We start from the raw sequence: 18,222 nt of genomic DNA on the forward strand, positions 1-18,222 counted from the left end.
TCGAGGATCACCTGTACGGGCGAGCGTGGAGGAGCGACTGTGGGCGTGCTGCAGCGCTTCGAGCGACGGCTCGAGGGCATGGTCGGCTTCGCCTTCGCCCGGATCTTCAAGGGCAAGGTCCACCCCGCCGAGATCGCCAAGGCCCTGCAGCGGGAGGCCGACGAGCAGAAGTCGGTCCTGGGCGAGGGCCGGGTGCTCGCGCCCAACGTCTACGACGTCCGCCTGGGCCCCACCGACTACGACAACCTCGCCGAGTGGTCCGGTCAGCTGGCCTCCGAGCTCGCCGACATGGTCTCCGAGCACATCGACGACGAGGGCTGGCAGGTCTTCGGCGAGGTCCAGGTGCGCCTCGAGCGCGACGACGCCCTGCCGACCGGCGTGTTCGAGGTCAGCTCGCACGTCGCCGACCCCGCCCGCCCGGGCCTGCGCGCCGACTCCGCCGCCGTCCCGCCGGCGCCGCCGCTGAACGGCTCCGGCGCGGTCCCCCCGCTGCCGCCGCTGCACGGCCGCGTCGCCACCGACACCGGGCGGCAGCACCCCTCGGTGGTCGGCCGCGCGGGCTCCCGCCCCGGCGTCACGCACGTGCTCGTCGTCGACGGGCCCGGCACCCGGCACGAGCTCAGCACCGGCCGCAACGTCGTCGGCCGCGGCACCGACGCCGACATCCGGCTGCCCGACACCGGCGTCAGCCGCAAGCACGCCGACGTCGTCCTGGAGAACGGGACCGCCGTCGTCGAGGACCTCGGGTCGACCAACGGCACGCTGGTCAACGGCCGCCGGGTGAGCCGGCAGGCGCTGTCCGACGGCGACGTCATCCGCATCGGCCACTCGGTGCTGGTCTACCGGCAGGACGGCGCGTGAACGGGAGTCGGCCGTGACCGCCGAGATCGTGCTGCAGGTCTTCCGCTTCGGGTTCCTGCTGCTGCTCTGGCTGTTCATCTTCGCCGCGTTCCGCGTGGTCCGCGCCGACCTGTTCGGCGGCCGGACGGGGCGGGTCGCCTCGGTCCCGCCCCGGGCCGCGGCGACCCCCGCCCGCAAGCGCGGACGCGGCCCCAGGACACTCGTGGTGACCGCCGGTCCGCTGACCGGGACGAAGATCACCCTCGGGGAGCAGCCCATCCTCATCGGCCGTGCCGACGACTCGACGCTCGTCCTCACCGACGACTTCGCCAGCTCGCGGCACGCCCGGCTGACCAACCGCAGCGGGCAGTGGTACGTCGAGGACCTCGGGTCGACCAACGGCACCTACCTCGACCAGCAGCGGGTGCAGGGGCCGCTGCTGGTGGCTCCCGGTCAGCCGATCCGCATCGGCCAGACCGCCCTGGAGCTGCGCTGATGGGCATCCTCCGCACGAGCATGCTGACGACCACGGGGAGCGGCAGACCAGACGTGAGCAGGTCCCGATGAGCCTCGCGCTGCGCTACGCCGCCCGCTCCGACCGCGGTCTGGTCCGCGGCAACAACCAGGACTCGGTCTACGCCGGGCCCCGGCTGCTGGCCGTGGCCGACGGCATGGGCGGGCACGCCGCGGGCGACGTCGCCAGCAAGGTCGTGATCGCCGCGCTCGAGCACCTCGACGACGACGCGCCCAGCGGCGACATGCTGCAGGCGCTGCGTGAGGCGGTCTTCGACGGCAGCGAGCACCTGCGCGAGGTCATCCGCGAGTCGCCGCAGCTGGAGGGCATGGGCACCACGCTCACCGCCGTCCTGTTCGCCGGCGGCCGGCTGGCGCTGTGCCACGTCGGCGACTCCCGCGCCTACCTGCTGCGCGACGGCGTCCTCACCCAGATCACGCACGACGACACGTTCGTGCAGACCCTCATCGACGACGGGCGGATCACGCCCGAGGAGGCCAACCACCACCCGCAGCGCTCGCTGCTGCTGCGGGCGCTCAACGGCCAGGACGTCGACCCCGACCTGTCGATGCGCGAGGCCCGCGCCGGCGACCGCTACCTGCTGTGCTCCGACGGCCTGTCCGGCGTGGTCAGCGAGGAGACGCTGGCCGAGGCGCTCAAGGACCCCGACCCGCAGTCGACCGCCGACCGGCTCGTCGAGCTGGCGCTGCGCAGCGGCGGCCCGGACAACATCACCGTGATCGTCGCCGACGTCGTCGAGGACTCCGGCACGGGGACCTCCATGGAGCCGGTGGTCGACGGCGCGGCCGGGAACAACCGCGGTCAGCGCGAGGTCGACCCCCGCTCGGCGGCCGGCCGGGCGGCGCTCGCCGACCCGCCGCCCCCGCCGCCCCCACCACCGACGAACAGCTCCACGGCCGCCGCTCCCCCCGACCGCCGCCGCCCTCGGCGGCGGCTGTTCGTCGCTGTGGGGGTGGTTCTGGTCCTGGTGGCCGGCGCGATCGCCACCTGGCTGTGGGTGCTCACCCACTGGTTCGTGGGCGTCGCGGCCGCCGACGGCGGCGACCGGGTCGCGGTCTACCGCGGCTTCGACACCGCCCTGCTCGGCCTGGACCTCTACCGGGTCGACGACGTCACCGACATCGCGCTCGACGACCTGTCCTCCTACGACCAGAACAGCGTCCGGCAGGGCATCGAGGCCAGCGACGCCGACGACGCGCAGCGCATCGTGGGCGACCTGCACGACGCGACCCTGCCGCCGTGCGACCCCGAACCCGCCACCCCCTCGGACGACGCTCCCCCGTCGGCCGAGGCCTCGCTGTCGCCGCTTCCCGACGGCGCGCTGCCCTCCCCGGACGCCGGGGCCCTGCCCTCCGGGGCGGCGACGGGCAGCAGCACCGAGGCCGCGCCGACGTCGGGCTCCCCGTCGTCGTCGCCCGAGCCGGGGGTGGACTGCCGGGAGGCGGAGTGATGGGCGGCCCCTCGACCGACCCGCGCGCCCCCGCGCCGGGCACGGTCCCGCCCCGGCGGCGCAACACCGAGCTCGCGCTGCTCGGGTTCGCCGTCCTCATCACCCTCGCGGCGCAGTGCATCGTCGACGTCACGGTCACCGGCTCGCTGCGCGCGGACCTGCTGACCTTCGGCGGCTGGTTCACCGCCCTCTGGCTGGTCGTGCACCTCGTCGTCCGCCGGTTCGCGCCCTACGCCGACCCGCTGCTGCTGCCCGCGGTGGCGGTGCTGACCGGGCTCGGGCTGACGATGATCCACCGGCTCGACCTCGCCGGGCTGCAGGACGGCGAGGCCACCCGCGAGGACGCCCCGGTCCAGCTGCTGTGGGCGACCCTGGGCGTGGCCCTGTTCGTCGCCGTCGTCGTCGTGCTGCGCGACCACCGGCTGCTGTCCCGGTTCGCCTACACCCTGGGCCTGGTCGGCCTGGTGCTGCTCGCGCTGCCCGCCGTGCTGCCGGCGTCGGTCTCCGAGGTCTACGGCGCCAAGATCTGGATCCGGGTCGCGGGCTTCAGCATCCAGCCCGGCGAGTTCGCCAAGATCTGCCTGATCGTCTTCTTCGCCGCCTACCTGGTCGACAAGCGGGACGTGCTGGCGCTGGCCAGCCGCCGGGTGATGGGCCTGGAGCTGCCGCGCGGCCGCGACCTCGGCCCCGTCCTCGTCGTCTGGGTCGTGTCGATCCTCGTGCTCGTCTTCGAGCGGGACCTGGGCAGCTCGCTGCTGCTGTTCGGCATCTTCGTGGTGATGCTCTACGTCGCCACCGAGCGGGCGAGCTGGCTGCTCATCGGCCTGGGCCTGTTCGCCGGCGGCGCGTTCCTCGCCTACCAGCTCTTCGGCCACGTGCGCGTGCGCGTGGACACCTGGCTGGACCCCTTCGCCTACCGCGACGAGGGCGGCTACCAGCTGGTCCAGTCGCTGTTCGGGCTGGGCACCGGCGGGCTGTTCGGCGCCGGGCTCGGCGGCGGCCGCCCCGACCAGGTGCCGGTGGCCAAGAGCGACTTCATCGCCTCGGCGATCGGCGAGGAGCTGGGCCTGTTCGGCCTGGTCGCCGTCATCGTCATCTACCTGGTGCTCGTCGAGCGCGGCCTGCGCACCTCGCTGATCGTGCGCGACGCCTTCGGCAAGCTCCTGGCCGGCGGCCTGGCCTTCGCCGTCGCCTGGCAGCTGTTCGTCGTCCTCGGCGGGGTCACCGGCCTGCTGCCGCTGACCGGCCTGACGACGCCGTTCGTCGCCTACGGCGGGTCCTCGCTGGTGGCCAACTTCGGGCTGGTCGCGATCCTGGTGCGGATCAGCGACGCCGCCCGCCGGCCGGCCACCCCGCCCGCTCCCCCCAAGGCCGCCTTCGGCGACGCCCCGACCGAGGTGGTGTCCACGTGAACGCGCCGCTGCGCCGGGTGGCGATCAGCGTGCTGGTGCTGTTCACGCTGCTCATCGTCAACGTCAACTACATCCAGGTCGTGCGCTCCGACGAGCTGCGCGAGGACCCGGGCAACACCCGCGTGCTCACCGAGGAGTACTCGCGCGAGCGCGGCTCGATCGTCGTCGACGGCACCGAGGTGGCCCTGTCGGTCCCCACCCAGGACACGCTCGAGTACCTGCGGCAGTACCCCCAGGGGCCCACCTACGCCGCGGTCACCGGCTACTACTCGCTGCTCTACAACAGCTGGCAGATGGAGCGCGCGGCCAACGACGTGCTCACCGGCTCCGACGCCCGGCTGTTCACCCGCCGGCTGGCCGACCTGTTCACCGGCCGCGACCCGGCCGGCGGCGACGTCGTCCTCACCCTGGACGCCGCCGTCCAGGAGGCCGCGATGGCCGGGCTCGACGGCGTGACCGGCGCGGTCGTCGCGCTGGACCCGTCCACCGGCGCGGTGCTCGGCATGGCCAGCACGCCCAGCTACGACCCCGGGCAGCTGTCCAGCCACGACCCCGACGCCATCCGCGCCTACGCCGACCAGCTGGACGCGATGGAGACCGACCCGCGGCTGAACCGGGCGACCCAGGACAACTACCCGCCCGGCTCGATCTTCAAGGTGATCGTCTCGGCCGCCGCGCTGGCGACCGGCGAGTACACCCCGGACACCGTCGTCCCCGCCCCCGACCTGCTCACCCTGCCGGACACGTCGACGACGCTGGAGAACTTCAACGGGTCCTCCTGCAGCAGCAGCCAGGAGCAGTCCCTGATCGACGCGCTGACCATCTCCTGCAACACCGCCTTCGCCCAGCTGGGGATCGACCTCGGCGAGGACCGGGTGCGGGAGATGGCCGAGGCGTTCGGGATGACCGGGGACGGCATGGAGATCCCGCTGGAGGTCGCCGGCAGCGCCGTCGGCGACATCGAGAGCGAAGCGGCGCTGGGCCAGAGCTCGATCGGCCAGCGCGACGTCCGCACGACCCCGCTGCAGGCGGCGATGATCGCCGCGGCCGTGGCCAACGACGGGACCCTGATGACCCCCTACCTGGTCGACCAGGTGCGCGCCCCCGACCTCACCGTCATCGACCGGTCCGACCCGGAGGAGTTCTCCCAGCCGGTCACGCCCGAGGTCGCCGACCAGCTCACCGAGATGATGGTCAGCGTCGTGGAGAACGGCAGCGGCCGGCGCGCGCAGGTGCCCGGCGTCGAGGTCGCCGGCAAGACCGGGACGGCGCAGAACGCCGGGCCCGACCACAACTGGTTCATCGGGTTCGCGCCGGCCGACGACCCGCAGATCGCCGTCGCGGTGTTCGTGGCGAACGGCGGGGGTACCGGCGGCGACGTCTCCGCCCCGATCGCGCGCGACGTGATCGAGGCCTACCTCGAGGGTCAGGGGGGCTGATGGCCCTGTCCACCGGCACCATCCTGGCCGGCCGCTACGAGATCACCGAGCCGATCGCCACGGGCGGCATGGGCGAGGTCTGGCGGGCGCGCGACCGCGTCCTGGACCGCGTCGTCGCCGCCAAGGTGCTGCGCAGCGAGTACATGGGCGACCCGAGCTTCGTCGCCCGTTTCCGCAACGAGGCGCGGCACACCGCGGCCCTGTCGCACCCCAACATCGCCTCGGTCTACGACTACGGCGAGACCAGCGCCGACGGCGGCAACGGCCAGCTGGCGTTCCTCGTCATGGAGCTGGTCGAGGGCAAGCCGCTGGTGACGATCCTCCACGAGGAGGGGCGGCTGCCGGTCGACTGGACGCTGCACGTCCTCGGCCAGGCCGCCGACGGCCTGTCGGCCGCGCACGCCGCCGGGGTGGTGCACCGCGACATCAAGCCGGGCAACCTCATCGTCCGGCCCGACGGCGTGGTGAAGCTGACCGACTTCGGCATCGCCCGCGCCCGCGACACCACGCCGCTGACCCGCACCGGCATGGTGGTCGGCACCGCGCAGTACCTGTCGCCGGAGCAGGCGCAGGGCATGGACGTCACCGCCGCCTCCGACGTCTACTCCCTCGGCGTCGTCGGCTACGAGTGCCTCACCGGCGTGCGGCCCTTCGACGGCACCTCGCAGGTGGCCATCGCGCTGGCGCACATCAACCGCCCGCCGCCGCCCCTGCCCGGCGACATCCCCCCGGCGGTGCGGCTGCTCGTCGAGCGCGCACTGGCCAAGGACCCGGCCGACCGGTTCACCGACGGCGCCGCCTTCGCCGCGGCGATCCGCTCGGTCGCCTCCGGCGGCGGCCTGGCGCCCGTGACGTCGCCCACCGGGACGACGGCCGCCGCGCAGACGGAGGTGATCCCCGAGGTCGACGGCGAGGGCACCCGCGTCCTCGGCGGCCCGCTCACCGGGGCGGCGGCGGGCGCCGCGCTCGGCGCCGCGGCCGCCGGCCCGCGCACCGGGGGCCGGCACGCCGCCGGTGCGCGCACCATGCCCCCGCTGCAGGGCCCGCCGGTCGACGGCGACGCGCAGCGGTGGGACGACGATGCCGCACCGCGCCGCGGCAGCCGCCGGTGGGTGTGGGCGCTGGTCTCCCTGCTGGTGGTCGCCGGGCTGGTCACCGGCGCCTGGCTGCTGCTCGGCGGCGGCGACGACCGCGACGGCACCACCGCCGGCCCCTCGGCGAGCACGTCCTCGGCCAGCGGCTCGGCCAGCGCGACCCAGCAGCTGGTCAACATCCCCGCCGCGTCGCAGTACATCGGCGAGGACGCCGACGACGTGCAGGCCGAGCTGGAGGAGGCCGGCCTCGAGGTGACCCAGGCCGACGCCGGCGCCGACCAGCTGGCGGCCGCGGGCGTCGAGCTCAGCGCCGGCGACGTCGCCGCCGTCGACCCCAACGGCATCCCGGTCCCCCGCGGCTCCTCCGTCACCCTGTACGTGGCCCGGGAGGACTACGCCCCGGAGCAGGAGTCCGAGAACACCGGCGACGACTCCGGCGGCCAGGACGACGGCGGCTCCGGCGACGAGGACACCGGCGGCCAGGACACCCCGGCACCGACCACCACCACACAGCCCACCCCGGACACCACGACGCCCGCCCCGTCCACGACCAGCCCGTCGACCCCGAGCGAGACGACGGGCGGCCCGCCGGCCAACCAGTCCGGCTCCCCCGCACCGGAGCCGCCGACGCCGTCGACGGAGACCCAGCCGCCCGTCGGCGAGGGCACCGGCTCGGGGACCGCAGGAAACCCGGACGGCGGTTCCTCGCCGGTCGCCGCGGATCTGGCCGCGCAGGAACCGCCGGCGTGACGGAGCTCCCTCGCGCCGCCCGGGACCGGGCGGCATCGCCCGTTAGGGTGACCGCCGGGACCGGGCGCGCTCCCGGCGTCCCCTGCTGCCCGGGGACGCCCGCGACCCACCAGAGCACCGCCCGAGAGGACCACGCATGACCACCCCCCAGGTGCTCGGCGAGCGCTACGAGATCGGCGGGGTGCTCGGCCGCGGCGGGATGGCGGAGGTGCACCGCGGGCGCGACCTGCGGCTGGGCCGCGAGGTGGCGGTCAAGGTGCTGCGCAGCGACCTGGCCCGCGACCCCTCGTTCCAGGTGCGCTTCCGGCGGGAGGCGCAGGCGGCGGCCTCGCTGAACCACCCCTCGATCGTCGCGGTGTACGACACCGGCGAGGACCGGACGACCAGCGGCGCGACGCCGTACATCGTCATGGAGTACGTCGAGGGCGAGACGCTGCGCGACGTGCTGCGCCGCGAGGGCGTGCTGCAGCCGGAGCGGGCGATGAGCCTGGCCGCCGACATCTGCGCCGCCCTGGACTTCAGCCACCGCAACGGCATCGTGCACCGCGACGTGAAGCCCGGGAACGTGATGATCACGCCCCAGGGCACCGTCAAGGTGATGGACTTCGGCATCGCCCGCGCGGTGTCCGACTCCGCCGCCACGATGACCTCGACCGCCGCGGTCATCGGCACCGCGCAGTACCTCTCCCCCGAGCAGGCCCGCGGCGAGGCCGTGGACGCCCGCTCCGACGTCTACTCCCTGGGCTGCCTGCTCTACGAGCTGGTCTGCGGCGCACCGCCGTTCACCGGCGACTCGCCGGTCTCGGTGGCCTACCAGCACGTGCGCGAGGACCCGCGGCTGCCGTCCTCGATCAACCCGGCCGTGCCGCCGGAGCTCGACGCCATCCTCATGAAGGCGATGAGCAAGAACCCGGCGAACCGGTACCAGTCGGCCGCCGAGATGCGCAACGACCTGCTCCGGGCCCTGGCCGGGCAGCGGGTCGAGGCCACGCCGGTCATGGGCGACGAGGAGAAGACCACCATCCTCGGCGCCGCGCCCGCCTACGGCGACGCCGGCTGGGACGACGAGGACGCGGTCGCCCGCCGCCGCAGGCGCAACCGGGTGGTCGCGCTCGTCGTCGGTGCGCTGGTGCTCATCGGCGCCGTCGTCGGGGTCGCGCTGCTGGTCAACAGCGGCGACGAGGAGCAGCCGCCGGCCGCCACGCAGGTGACCGTGCCGGCGGGACTGGTCGGGCAGCAGGAGGCGGACGCCCGGGCGGCCATCGAGGCGGCCGGCCTGACCGTCGCCGCCGCGGTGACCCAGCAGCAGGTCCAGGACGAGACCCAGGTGGGCACGGTGCTCGACACCGATCCCGACAGCGGCGCGCAGGTCGAGGAGGGCAGCGAGGTCGCTCTGACCGTCGGCGTCGCCCCGGACACGGTGACCGTGCCGCAGGTGGTCGACCTCGACGAGGACCGGGCCCGCACGGCTCTGGAGAACGCTGGCTTCGAGGGCAACGTGAACTCCGACCAGGTCGACTCCCTCGCCGAGGAGGGCACCGTCGTCGCGGTCGACCCGGAGGAGGGCACCGCGGTCGCCCCGGACACCACCGTGACGCTGTCGGTCTCCGACGGCACCGACGAGGTCCCGGACGTGGCCGGCCGGCCCCAGGACGCCGCCCAGGAGGCGCTGCGGACCGCGGGCTTCACCAACCTGACCGTGACCGAGGTCGACTCCGACCAGCCCGCGGGCACCGTCGTCGGGACCGACCCGGCCGCCGGCCAGCAGGCGTCCGCCGGCCAGCCGATCACCCTCCAGGTGTCCGGCGGCGCGTCGGAGATCACCGTGCCGAACGCGATCGTGGGCCAGCGCCCCGATCAGGCCCGGCAGACGCTGGCCGCCGCCGGCTTCACCGGGACCGTCGAGACCCAGGACACCGAGGCCGAGCCCGGCCAGACCGACGGCACCGTGGTGGGGAGCAACCCGCAGCCCGGCCAGACGGTGGCGCCGGACGGCACCATCACCCTGCTGGTCGCGCGGGCAACGCCCACCCCCACGACCGGGTCCTCCACACCGCCCAGCTCACCCAGCCTGGGACCGGGCATCGTCATCGGCGGCTGAGTCAGCCCCCCACCACGGGAGAAGGGCCCCTCCCGAGCGGGAGGGGCCCTTCTGCCGTGGTGGGGGCTAGACCGCGGCGGCGGACAGGCGGCGGGCGCCCGCAGCGGCGGCCTCGACGACGGCCGGGTCGGGCGCCAGGCCGCAGGCGGCCAGCCACGTGGCCAGCATCCGGTGGCCGCCCTCGGTGAGCACCGACTCCGGGTGGAACTGCACGCCCTCCACGGGCAGCTCCCGGTGCCTCAGCGCCATGACGATGCCCGACGCCGTCGTGCCGGTCACCTCGAGCTCGTCGGGCACGGTGGCCCGGTCCACGGCCAGCGAGTGGTAGCGCGTGGCGGTGAAGGGCGAGGGCAGCCCGGCCAGCACGCCGACGCCGTCGTGCACGACCTCGCTGGTCTTGCCGTGCAGCAGCTCCGGCGCGCGGACGACCTCGGCGCCGAAGGCCTCGGCGATCGCCTGGTGGCCCAGGCAGACGCCCAGCACCGGCGTCCCGGCCTCGGCGGCGGCCCGCACCATGGGGACCGTCACGCCGGCGTCGGCGGGCGTGCCCGGGCCGGGGGACAGCAGCACGCCGGCGACGTCGAGGTCGGGCAGCTCGTCGACGGTGACGGCGTCGTTGCGCCGGACGACGCACTGCACACCGAGCTGGCCCAGGTACTGGACCAGGTTGTAGACGAAGCTGTCGAAGTTGTCGACGACGAGGACGGGCCTGCTCACGCTCCCTGTGTACAGCAGCGCCCGGTCAGCCGTCAGCGGCTGTGGCGTGTGCCATGTCCAGGGAGCCGGTGTACGCCGGCACCGTGACCTCCGGCCGGTCGCGCACGGCGAAGGTCAGCCCGAAGTCCTCGACCGCCTGCTCGAACACCGCCACCTGCGGGGAGGCGGCCAGCTGCGCGCGGATGGCGGCGGGGTCGCCGATCGCCGTGACGACGAACGGTGGCGAGTACGTGCGCCCCTGCAGCAGCAGCACGTTGCCGACGCAGCGGACGGCACTGGTGGCGATCAGCCGCTGGTCCATGATCGCCACACCGTCGGCGCCGGCCGCCCAGACCGCGTTGACGACCGCCTGCACGTCGGACTGGTGGATGACGACGTCGTCGGGCCGGGCGCCCGTCGGCAGGCTGCCGTCGGGCCGGCGCGGGGCGTCGTCGAGGGTGATCTCCACACCGCGGCCGCGGAGGGCGACCAGACCCGCTGACAGGGCGCCGGCGTCGCCGGCCGCCTGGGCGGAGGCGACGGCGCCGTCGCGGGAGGCCGCCTGGTCGGTGAGCGCCTCGGTCTGGCGCTGCAGCGCGGCCAGCTGCTCCTGCTGGCCGGCGATGACCTCGTTGCGCTGGGCGATGAGCTCGGACAGCTCGGTGACGTCACCGGCGCGCAGGTCCGAGCCCTCCGCGGTCTGGCTGGAGGTGGCGAACAGCAGCCCCGCCGCGAGCGCCACCACGGGCACCAGGGCGCCCCAGGCCGACCGGCGGCGGGACGGGCCCACCGGCGGCTCGGAGGCGGTCACGGGGGCTCCTGGGGGGACGGGAGGGGGAGGCACGCCGTCGGGCGCGGCCGTGCGGGTCCCCTCGGAGCTTAGGCTGGGAAGCGATCGTGCCGGTCGCGACGGACCGGCACCCCAGCGAGCCAGCAGGAGACGGTCGGAGTGCCCAAGTCCAAGGTCCGCAAGAAGTCGGTCTACACGCCGCCCGAGGGCGTGCTGCAGTCGCGCGCGGCCAACGCACGGGCCGTCCAGCCGAGCCCGCGCTGGTACGCGCCGCTCATGGTCACGCTCATGGTGCTCGGCCTGCTGTGGATCGTCGTCTACTACGTGGCCGGCGACCAGATCCCGTTCATGGTGTCGCTGGGGGCGTGGAACTTCGCCATCGGCTTCGGCGCCATGGTGGTCGGCCTGATCATGTCGATGCGCTGGCGCTGACGAAGGACCCCGCTGCCCCCACCCCTCGCACACTCGGGGCGGGACCCTGCAGCAGGGCCGTTCCAGCACCTCACGAGAGGCCCCCGTCCCGGTCCCGGGACGGGGGCCTCTCCTGTACACGGGGCCCCGTCGGCGGTGGACACCGGGGGTGTGGACCGCTGTGCACACACCACCGGTGGATCCACAGGTCGACATGACGCCCTACCCCCAGGGTTGTCCACCGCATGTGGAGAACGCCTGTTCGACTCCGTCGCGCTGACCTGCGGTTTCGCTACCGGTGAGGCGCGTGTGACGAGAAGGGCACCCGAGTAACTACAGGTCTGTGCTTTGTCCCCAGCTGTGTACCCAGCTGTGGATGTGTCGACATGACCGCAGCACCGGGACGGTCACCGAGCGCGAGCACGGCACTGCGGTCGAGGAGTCGACACGCGGGCCGAACAGGGCAGATCCCCGCTCGTGGACGGACGTCCCCACCTCCCCCGGCCTGTGGACGAACGCGCGGCGGGCGTCCTGGGAGGCTGGGGACGTGCAGTGGTCGGCGCGGACGGCGGAGACGGTCACGCTCGGGCTGGGTGGGGTGCTGCTGGCGCTGGCCGCCCTGGGGCTCGACGCGGCGGGACGGGTGCTGGTCGGCGCCGCCGGCGTGCTGCTGGTGGGCGCGGCGCTGCGCGACGTCGTCCTGCGGCCGCGGCTGGCGGCGGACGACGCCGGCGTCGTCGTGCGGACCCTGACCGGGCGCACCCGGCTGCCGTGGCCCGGCCTGCGGGTGCGGCTGCGGACGACGCGGCGGCTGGGGGTGCGCTCGCGGCTGCTGGAGCTCGACACCGCCGCGCACCCCGACGACGAGGGCACCCTCGTGCTGCTGGGCCGCCGGGACCTGGGCACGGACCCGGCGGCCGTCGCCCGGGCCCTCGAGGCGCGGCGGCCCGCCTGAGGCGCGGGCCCGGCCCTCAGAGGCCCAGGACGACCAGCGGCACCGGTACGGCGAGGGCGAGGGTCACCAGGACCGCGGCCAGCGCCAGGAGCGACACCGCCTGCGCCGCCGTCCGCCGGCGGGTGAGGACGAGCAGCACGGTGGCGAGGGCCCCGGCGACCAGGCCGCCGAGGTGGCCCAGCAGCGAGACGCCGGGCAGGAAGCTGATGACCACGTTGAGGGCCAGCAGGGTGAGCAGGCCGCGCAGGTCCTGCCGGGCGACCAGCATCAGCACGCCCAGGGAGCCCAGGAGGCCGTAGAGGGCCGCCGACGCCCCGGCCACGGGCCGGGCGGGCTCGCCGAACAGCTGGATGGCCACGGCGCCGCCGAGGGCGGACAGCAGGTAGACGGCGAGGTAGCGCCACCAGCCCAGCCGTCCCTCGAGCTCGGGGCCGAACACCAGCAGGCTGAGCATGTTGAGCAGCAGGTGGGTGATCCCGATGTGCAGGAACGCCCCGGTGAGCAGCCGCCAGTCCTGGCCGAAGACGTCGACGAGGACGGGGACCTGCGAGAACTCCTCGAACACCGGCGAGCGCCAGTTGTCCAGCGGGCTCTGGCCGGCCGACACCGCCGACACGGCCGTGACGACGAAGACGACGACGTTGACCGCGACCAGCGAGACGGTGACCGGGCCGAACCGGCGGCGGGCGCCGGGCCAGCGAGGGGCCGGCCGGGGACGGCGGACCCCGGCGGCACCGGCCCGGACGTCGTCGGGGCACTGGAAGCCGACGGCGGCCGGCGTCATGCACTCCGGGCAGATCGGCCGGTCGCAGCGCGCGCACCGGACACCGGTCGGCCGGTCGGGGTGGCGGTAGCAGGTGGCCGACGGAGGCGCCGGCGGCCGGCCGGCGCCCCCGTCGTCGGGACCGGTGGTCAGCTGCGCTGCACCTCGACCGACTGGATGACGACGTCCTCGACGGGGCGGTCGTTGCGGCCGGTGCGGACCTTGGCGATGCGGTCCACGACCTCGCGGCTGCTCTGGTCGGCGACCTCGCCGAAGATCGTGTGCTTGCGGTTGAGGTGCGGCGTGGGGCTCACGGTGATGAAGAACTGCGAGCCGTTGGTGCCGGGCCCGGCGTTGGCCATGGCCAGCAGGTAGGGCCGGTCGAAGCTCAGCTCGGGGTGGAACTCGTCGCCGAACTGGTAGCCCGGGCCGCCGAAGCCCTGACCCAGCGGGTCGCCGCCCTGGATCATGAAGCCGTCGATGATCCGGTGGAAGACCGTCCCGTCGTACAGCGGGTCGGTGCTCTTCTGCCGGGTCGCCGGGTGCGTCCACTCGCGGCGGCCCTCGGCCAGGTCCGCGAAGTTCGCGACCGTCTTCGGCGCGTGGTCGGGGAACAGGTCGACGGCGATGTCGCCGTGGTTGGTGTGCAGCACGGCTCGGCGTGCGGGGGTCGATTCGGTCACGCCGCCCACTCTCCCACTGCCGCGCCGCCCCCGAGCACGGGGAGCGGGCCTCACCGGAGCCTCATCGAACCCTCATCGACGGCACCCGCCGGCGGGCCACCCTGTTCCCCAGGCGCACACGAGAGGGGACGACCGTGGCCACCTCCACACCCACACCGCAGCGGACGACGGGCCGGGCGCCCGGCGAGCGGCGTCCCCCGGGGCGCCGGGTGGCGACGGTGGTCGCCGGCACGGCGGCCGGCGGGCTCCTCGCGTGGGGGGTCGTGGCGGTCGTCTCCGGGGGCGGGGACGGCGCGCTCGAGGTCCCGGCCCAGGCCAACGTCTTCGGCGCCGGTCTCGACGACCCGCCCGGCCCCGGCGGTGGCGGCGACGGGGTGCTCCCCGTCCTGTACCGGCTGCCGGAGGACGGGGGGCGCGTCGTGACCTTCCCGGACGTCGACGGCAGCGTCACGCCCATCGTGGGCACCGCGAGCCGGGTGGGTCCCGGGGGCGACGGCGGGGTGAACGGGACGACCGACGTCGAGTCGTACGGCGGGATCTCCGGGATCGTCGCCCGTGACAACGGCATGTTCCTCACCGGGGTGTTCCTCACCGACGACCCGCCGCAGGGCGAGGCACCACCGCGGCTGGACGTCACCGGCGTCGACACCGCCCGTCCGGTCTCGCCGGAGATCGGTCAGACCTTCCTCGTCGGGGACGGACGCGACCTCCGGGTCACCGCCCCGGACGGGGCCACCCGGCTCTTCCTCGGCTTCGCCGACGGCTACTACTACCAGGGCCCGCCCGGCTGGTACGACAACAACGACGGGTCCCTCTCGGTCACCGTGGAGGTCGTCCCGGAGTGACCCGGGGCCCCGGCGGGCGGGGGACGTCGGTCCCTTGCCGCACCCTCCCCCGGCGGCCAGTCTCGGGGCGTGCGCACGGCCACGCGGCCCGGCGCCGCTCCGCCGCTGGGGCGTGGACCCGAGGTCACGCTCCTGCTCGACCACCTGCGCCGCGGCGGCACCACGCACGTGCACGGCCTGCCCGGCATCGGCAAGTCGGCCCTGCTGCACGCCTTCGCGGGCCTCGCGGCCGACGCGGGCGCGACCGTCGTGGCGCTGGACTGCCGGACCGTCGAGCCGACCGAGCGCGGGCTGCTGGGCGCCCTCGGCGGCCACCGCACCGTGGAGGCGCTGGTCGCCGCCCTGGAGGGGCTCGCGCCGCCGGTCGTGCTGGTCCTGGACCAGTACGAGCACTTCCGGCTGATGGACACCTGGCTGCGCCGGACCCTCGCGCCCGCGCTCCCGGCCGGCACCCTCCTGGTCCTCGGCAGCCGCGAGCGCCCGGTGCCGGCCTGGTACGGCGTGCCGGGCTTCCGCACCGTCCCGCTCGGGCCGCTGTCCGACGCCGACGCGGGCCTGCTGCTGGCCGAGTACGGCGTGGCCGCGACGGAGGCCGACCGGCTCAACCGCGTCGCCCGCGGGCACCCGCTGGCGCTGGTCCTGGCGACGGCCGGCGTCGCGGAGAACCCGCAGCTCGGGCTGGAGGACGCGGCGACGTCCCGCGTCGTCGAGGAGCTGACCCGGCTGTACTTCGAGGACATCGCCGACCCGCTGACGCGGCGGGCGCTCGAGGCGGCCTCGGTGCTGCGCCGGGCCACGGAGTCCCTGCTCGACGCGGTCCTCGGCGGCGACGGCGCCGTCGCGATGGAACGCCTGCTCGCGCTCCCCTTCGTCGTGGCCGGCCGCGACGGCGCGGTCGTGCACGAGGCGGTCCGCGACGCCGTGGCCGGGCACCTGCGCACCGCGGACCCGGTGCGCCACCGCGAGTACCGGCGGGCGGCGTGGCGGCGGCTGCGCGACGAGATGCGGTCCGCGGCGCCCGCCGAGCTGTGGCGCTACACCGCGGACGTCCTCTACCTGCTCGACAACCCGGTCGTGCGGACCGCTTTCTTCCCCGCGGACGTGCAGCAGCTGGCCGTGGAGCCCGCGAGCACCCTCGACGAGGACGCGGTCCGGGCGATCACGCGCCGGCACGAGGGTCCCGAGGGCGCCCGGCTGCTGGACCGCTGGTGGGTCACGACGCCGTCGGCGTTCTCCGTCTCCCGGGACCGGGACGGCGGCGTGGCGGCCTTCTTCGTGCTGCTCGACGACGCCCGCATCCGGCACTCCCCCGTCGCCGACGACCCGGTCGTCCGGTCCTGGGCCCGGCACCTGGACAGCCACCCGCTGGGGCGCCGTGAGGTCGCGCTGGGGCTGCGCCGGTGGCTGGACCGGGAGCGCGGCGAGGCCCCGGGGACGACGCAGGCGGCGTGCTGGCTGGACGTGAAGCGGACCTACATGGCGCTGCGCCCGGCGCTGCGGCAGATGTTCGTCGTCGTCGAGGACGTCCCGGCCTACTGGCCCGTCGTCCGGGAGCTGGGCTTCCGGCCGCTCCCCGGTCCCCCGGTCGTGCTCGACGGCCGGCCGTTCACGAGCGTGGTGCTCGACTTCGGGAGGCGCTCGGTCGACGGCTGGCTGGTCGAGCTGCTGGCGAGGGAGCTCGGGGTGGCCGACGAGCCGGCCCTCGACGCCGACGCCCACGAGCTGGTGGTCGGTGGGCGTCGGGTCGCGCTCACGCCGCTGGAGTTCGGCCTCCTCACGTGCCTGCGCGACCGGGAGGGCCGCACGGTGAGCCGGCCGGAGCTGCTGCGAGAGGTCTGGGACACCGAGTACGCCGGCGGCAGCAACGTCGTGGACGCCGTCGTCCGGACCCTGCGGGCCAAGCTCGGGCAGGGCGCCCCGGCCGTCGAGGCCGTGCGGGGGCGGGGCTACCGGCTGCGGGAGGACTGGCGCTCACAGCTGGGCTGAGCGGCCGCCGGGCCGCGGTGCTGCGGTGGAGACGAGGGGAATCGAACCCCTAACCCCCGCCTTGCAAAGGCGGTGCTCTGCCAATTGAGCTACGTCCCCGGGGGCGCTGTCCCCGGGAGCTCCGCGCGGGAGCCCGGGTTCAGCGGGTGGTGGGGCGGCTGACCGACTGCGGGCCGCTGGTGGCCTCGTGCCAGAGGTCGGCCTCGGCCTTGCCGCTGCCGGACGAGCGCCGGCGGACGGCGGCGACGGCACCGGCCGCGACGGCGGCCAGGGCCAGCTTCTTCAGCACGCGGTACCTCCTGGGTACGACGGCGGCCACGGACGGGGCCTCGCTGTCGCGGTGCCGGGGCACCGGTTCACGGGTGGGCCTGGGAGGACTTGAACCTCCGGCCTCATCCTTATCAGGGATGCGCTCTAACCGCCTGAGCTACAGGCCCGTGGACCTCGACCAGCGTACAGGGACCGCGGACGGCCCCTGCAGGCGGGTCCCTCGTCAGTCGCGCTCGGCGAGCGTGACCTCGAGGCCGCCGACCAGGTCGGCGCAGAGGTTGTAGATGAACGCCGCGACGGTGCACAGCGCGGTCATCAGCACGATGTTGATCGCGCCGATGACGGCCGCCCCGCCGAAGACGATGCCCGGGGTGATGACGTCACCGCCGCCCTCGCCGCTCGACGACGTGCCGAGCTGGCCGAACAGGTCGTTGAGGGTGTCGAAGACGCCGAGCCCGGACAGGACCCCGTAGAGGATCCCGACCGCGACCATCCAGATGAAGAACATCGCGATCGACAGGACCAGCGAGATCTTCAGCGCCGACCAGGTGTCGACGTGCCGCAGCTGCAGCCGGGCGCGCCGCGGACCGCGGTTGCCGCGGTTCTTGGCCTGCGTGCCGGCCTGCTGCTGGGCGGCGGGCGGCTGCTGGGGAGCCCGGGCCGCCGGCGGGGCGGCCACCGCGGCCGGCGGGACCGCCTGGGTGGCGCTCACCGGCCCCGGCATGGTCGCGTCGGCCGGACGGGGAGCCTGCTGCGGCATCACCGGCGGCACCTGCTGGGCGGGCGCCTGGCCGGTGGCCGGCTTGGCCAGCGAGGGGCCCGCGCCCGCCGGGCCGGTCCCGGCCGGGGTGGCCCCGGACGGAGCGGGCGTCTGGCCGGTGGCGGGCGCCGAGCCCGTCGCCGGGGCTCCGTCCGCTCCGGCTGCGCTCTCCGGGCGGACCCCGGTGCGCACCGCCTGCGGCCGGTCGCTCATGCCGTTCTCCCGTTCGCCTGCGGCCCTCGCCGCGCTCTCGCGCCCGGGCGGTCCGGCCTGGTGCCGGAGGCGCCCGGGCGCCGGTCGTGTCCGTCAGCGGGAGCCGGGGGGGGGGGGGGGGGGGGGGGGGGGGGGGGGGGGGGGGGGGGGGGGGGGGGGGGGGGGGGGGGGGGGGGGGGGGGGGGGGGGGGGGGGGGGGGGGGGGGGGGGGGGGGGGGGGGGGGGGGGG

The 18,222-nt window shown here is 75.2% G+C and carries 17 protein-coding genes and 2 tRNA genes; 11 read left to right on the forward strand and 8 right to left on the reverse strand.

The window, feature by feature from the left end:
• Positions 1–39 precede the first annotated feature (39 nt).
• The 7 genes from ACI8AA_RS20130 (at position 40) to pknB (ending at position 9,621) form a co-directional block, all read left to right on the forward strand.
• On the forward strand, positions 40–861 hold the full coding sequence (locus ACI8AA_RS20130; RefSeq protein WP_457046150.1) for an FhaA domain-containing protein: 822 nt from the start codon (positions 40–42) through the stop codon (positions 859–861).
• 13 nt (positions 862–874) lie between these two features.
• The gene (locus ACI8AA_RS20135) at positions 875–1,336 is read left to right on the forward strand and encodes an FHA domain-containing protein FhaB/FipA (protein WP_387988658.1); all 462 of its coding nucleotides are present in this window, start codon (positions 875–877) and stop codon (positions 1,334–1,336) included.
• A 67-nt stretch (positions 1,337–1,403) separates the two neighbouring features.
• Positions 1,404–2,825 (forward strand): protein phosphatase 2C domain-containing protein, encoded by a 1,422-nt coding sequence (locus ACI8AA_RS20140; protein ID WP_457046151.1) that lies wholly within the window; start codon positions 1,404–1,406, stop codon positions 2,823–2,825.
• Positions 2,825–4,237, forward strand: coding sequence for an FtsW/RodA/SpoVE family cell cycle protein (locus tag ACI8AA_RS20145; RefSeq protein WP_387988656.1), 1,413 nt, complete (start codon positions 2,825–2,827; stop codon positions 4,235–4,237). The genes ACI8AA_RS20140 and ACI8AA_RS20145 overlap by 1 nt, the downstream gene beginning before the upstream one ends.
• On the forward strand, positions 4,234–5,676 hold the full coding sequence (locus ACI8AA_RS20150) for a peptidoglycan D,D-transpeptidase FtsI family protein (RefSeq protein WP_457046152.1): 1,443 nt from the start codon (positions 4,234–4,236) through the stop codon (positions 5,674–5,676). The genes ACI8AA_RS20145 and ACI8AA_RS20150 overlap by 4 nt, the downstream gene beginning before the upstream one ends.
• Positions 5,676–7,520 (forward strand): protein kinase domain-containing protein, encoded by a 1,845-nt coding sequence (locus ACI8AA_RS20155; RefSeq protein WP_457046153.1) that lies wholly within the window; start codon positions 5,676–5,678, stop codon positions 7,518–7,520. Before ACI8AA_RS20150 ends, ACI8AA_RS20155 begins: the two co-directional genes overlap by 1 nt.
• A 136-nt stretch (positions 7,521–7,656) precedes the next feature.
• Entirely contained in the window at positions 7,657–9,621 is a 1,965-nt protein-coding gene (pknB, locus tag ACI8AA_RS20160; RefSeq protein WP_457046154.1) for a Stk1 family PASTA domain-containing Ser/Thr kinase, read from the forward strand.
• 66 nt (positions 9,622–9,687) lie between these two features.
• Here the strand turns inward: pknB and ACI8AA_RS20165 are convergent, their stop codons facing one another.
• Entirely contained in the window at positions 9,688–10,338 is a 651-nt protein-coding gene (locus tag ACI8AA_RS20165) for an aminodeoxychorismate/anthranilate synthase component II (protein WP_457046155.1), read from the reverse strand.
• Positions 10,339–10,363: 25 nt separating this feature from the next.
• Positions 10,364–11,128, reverse strand: a complete 765-nt coding sequence (locus ACI8AA_RS20170) for a DUF881 domain-containing protein (RefSeq protein ID WP_457046156.1) — start codon at positions 11,126–11,128, stop codon at positions 10,364–10,366.
• 138 nt (positions 11,129–11,266) lie between these two features.
• Here ACI8AA_RS20170 and crgA point away from each other — a divergent pair, with 138 nt between their 5' ends.
• Both crgA and ACI8AA_RS20180 read left to right on the forward strand, forming a co-directional pair.
• Positions 11,267–11,539: a cell division protein CrgA gene (gene crgA, locus ACI8AA_RS20175; protein ID WP_457046157.1), complete on the forward strand. Its 273-nt coding sequence runs from the start codon at positions 11,267–11,269 to the stop codon at positions 11,537–11,539.
• Positions 11,540–12,065: 526 nt separating this feature from the next.
• Positions 12,066–12,473 (forward strand): PH domain-containing protein, encoded by a 408-nt coding sequence (locus tag ACI8AA_RS20180; RefSeq protein ID WP_457046158.1) that lies wholly within the window; start codon positions 12,066–12,068, stop codon positions 12,471–12,473.
• Between the two features lie 16 nt (positions 12,474–12,489).
• On the opposite strand, the gene ACI8AA_RS20185 is transcribed toward ACI8AA_RS20180, so the two are convergent.
• Both ACI8AA_RS20185 and ACI8AA_RS20190 read right to left on the reverse strand, forming a co-directional pair.
• Entirely contained in the window at positions 12,490–13,257 is a 768-nt protein-coding gene (locus ACI8AA_RS20185) for a rhomboid family intramembrane serine protease (protein WP_457046159.1), read from the reverse strand.
• Positions 13,258–13,385: 128 nt separating this feature from the next.
• Entirely contained in the window at positions 13,386–13,919 is a 534-nt protein-coding gene (locus ACI8AA_RS20190) for a peptidylprolyl isomerase (protein ID WP_457046160.1), read from the reverse strand.
• A 134-nt stretch (positions 13,920–14,053) separates the two neighbouring features.
• Between ACI8AA_RS20190 and ACI8AA_RS20195 the strand changes: the two genes are divergently transcribed.
• Positions 14,054–14,764, forward strand: a complete 711-nt coding sequence (locus tag ACI8AA_RS20195; RefSeq protein ID WP_457046161.1) for a hypothetical protein — start codon at positions 14,054–14,056, stop codon at positions 14,762–14,764.
• A gap of 69 nt (positions 14,765–14,833) precedes the next feature.
• Positions 14,834–16,750 carry a winged helix-turn-helix domain-containing protein gene (locus ACI8AA_RS20200; protein ID WP_457046162.1) on the forward strand — a complete coding sequence of 639 codons (1,917 nt, stop codon included), beginning with the start codon at positions 14,834–14,836 and terminating at the stop codon, positions 16,748–16,750.
• Between the two features lie 26 nt (positions 16,751–16,776).
• Here the strand turns inward: ACI8AA_RS20200 and ACI8AA_RS20205 are convergent.
• The 4 genes from ACI8AA_RS20205 to ACI8AA_RS20220 form a co-directional block, all read right to left on the reverse strand.
• Positions 16,777–16,849 (reverse strand) — tRNA-Ala (locus ACI8AA_RS20205).
• Between the two features lie 40 nt (positions 16,850–16,889).
• A complete protein-coding gene (locus tag ACI8AA_RS20210; RefSeq protein WP_456940432.1) occupies positions 16,890–17,039 on the reverse strand; it encodes a DLW-39 family protein in 150 nt (49 codons plus the stop codon).
• A 74-nt stretch (positions 17,040–17,113) separates the two neighbouring features.
• A tRNA-Ile gene (locus ACI8AA_RS20215) sits at positions 17,114–17,187 on the reverse strand.
• 56 nt (positions 17,188–17,243) lie between these two features.
• Positions 17,244–17,993, reverse strand: a complete 750-nt coding sequence (locus tag ACI8AA_RS20220) for a DUF3566 domain-containing protein (protein WP_457046163.1) — start codon at positions 17,991–17,993, stop codon at positions 17,244–17,246.
• Between the last annotated feature and the right edge of the window lie 229 nt (positions 17,994–18,222).

Source organism: Geodermatophilus sp. SYSU D01180 (assembly GCF_054050415.1).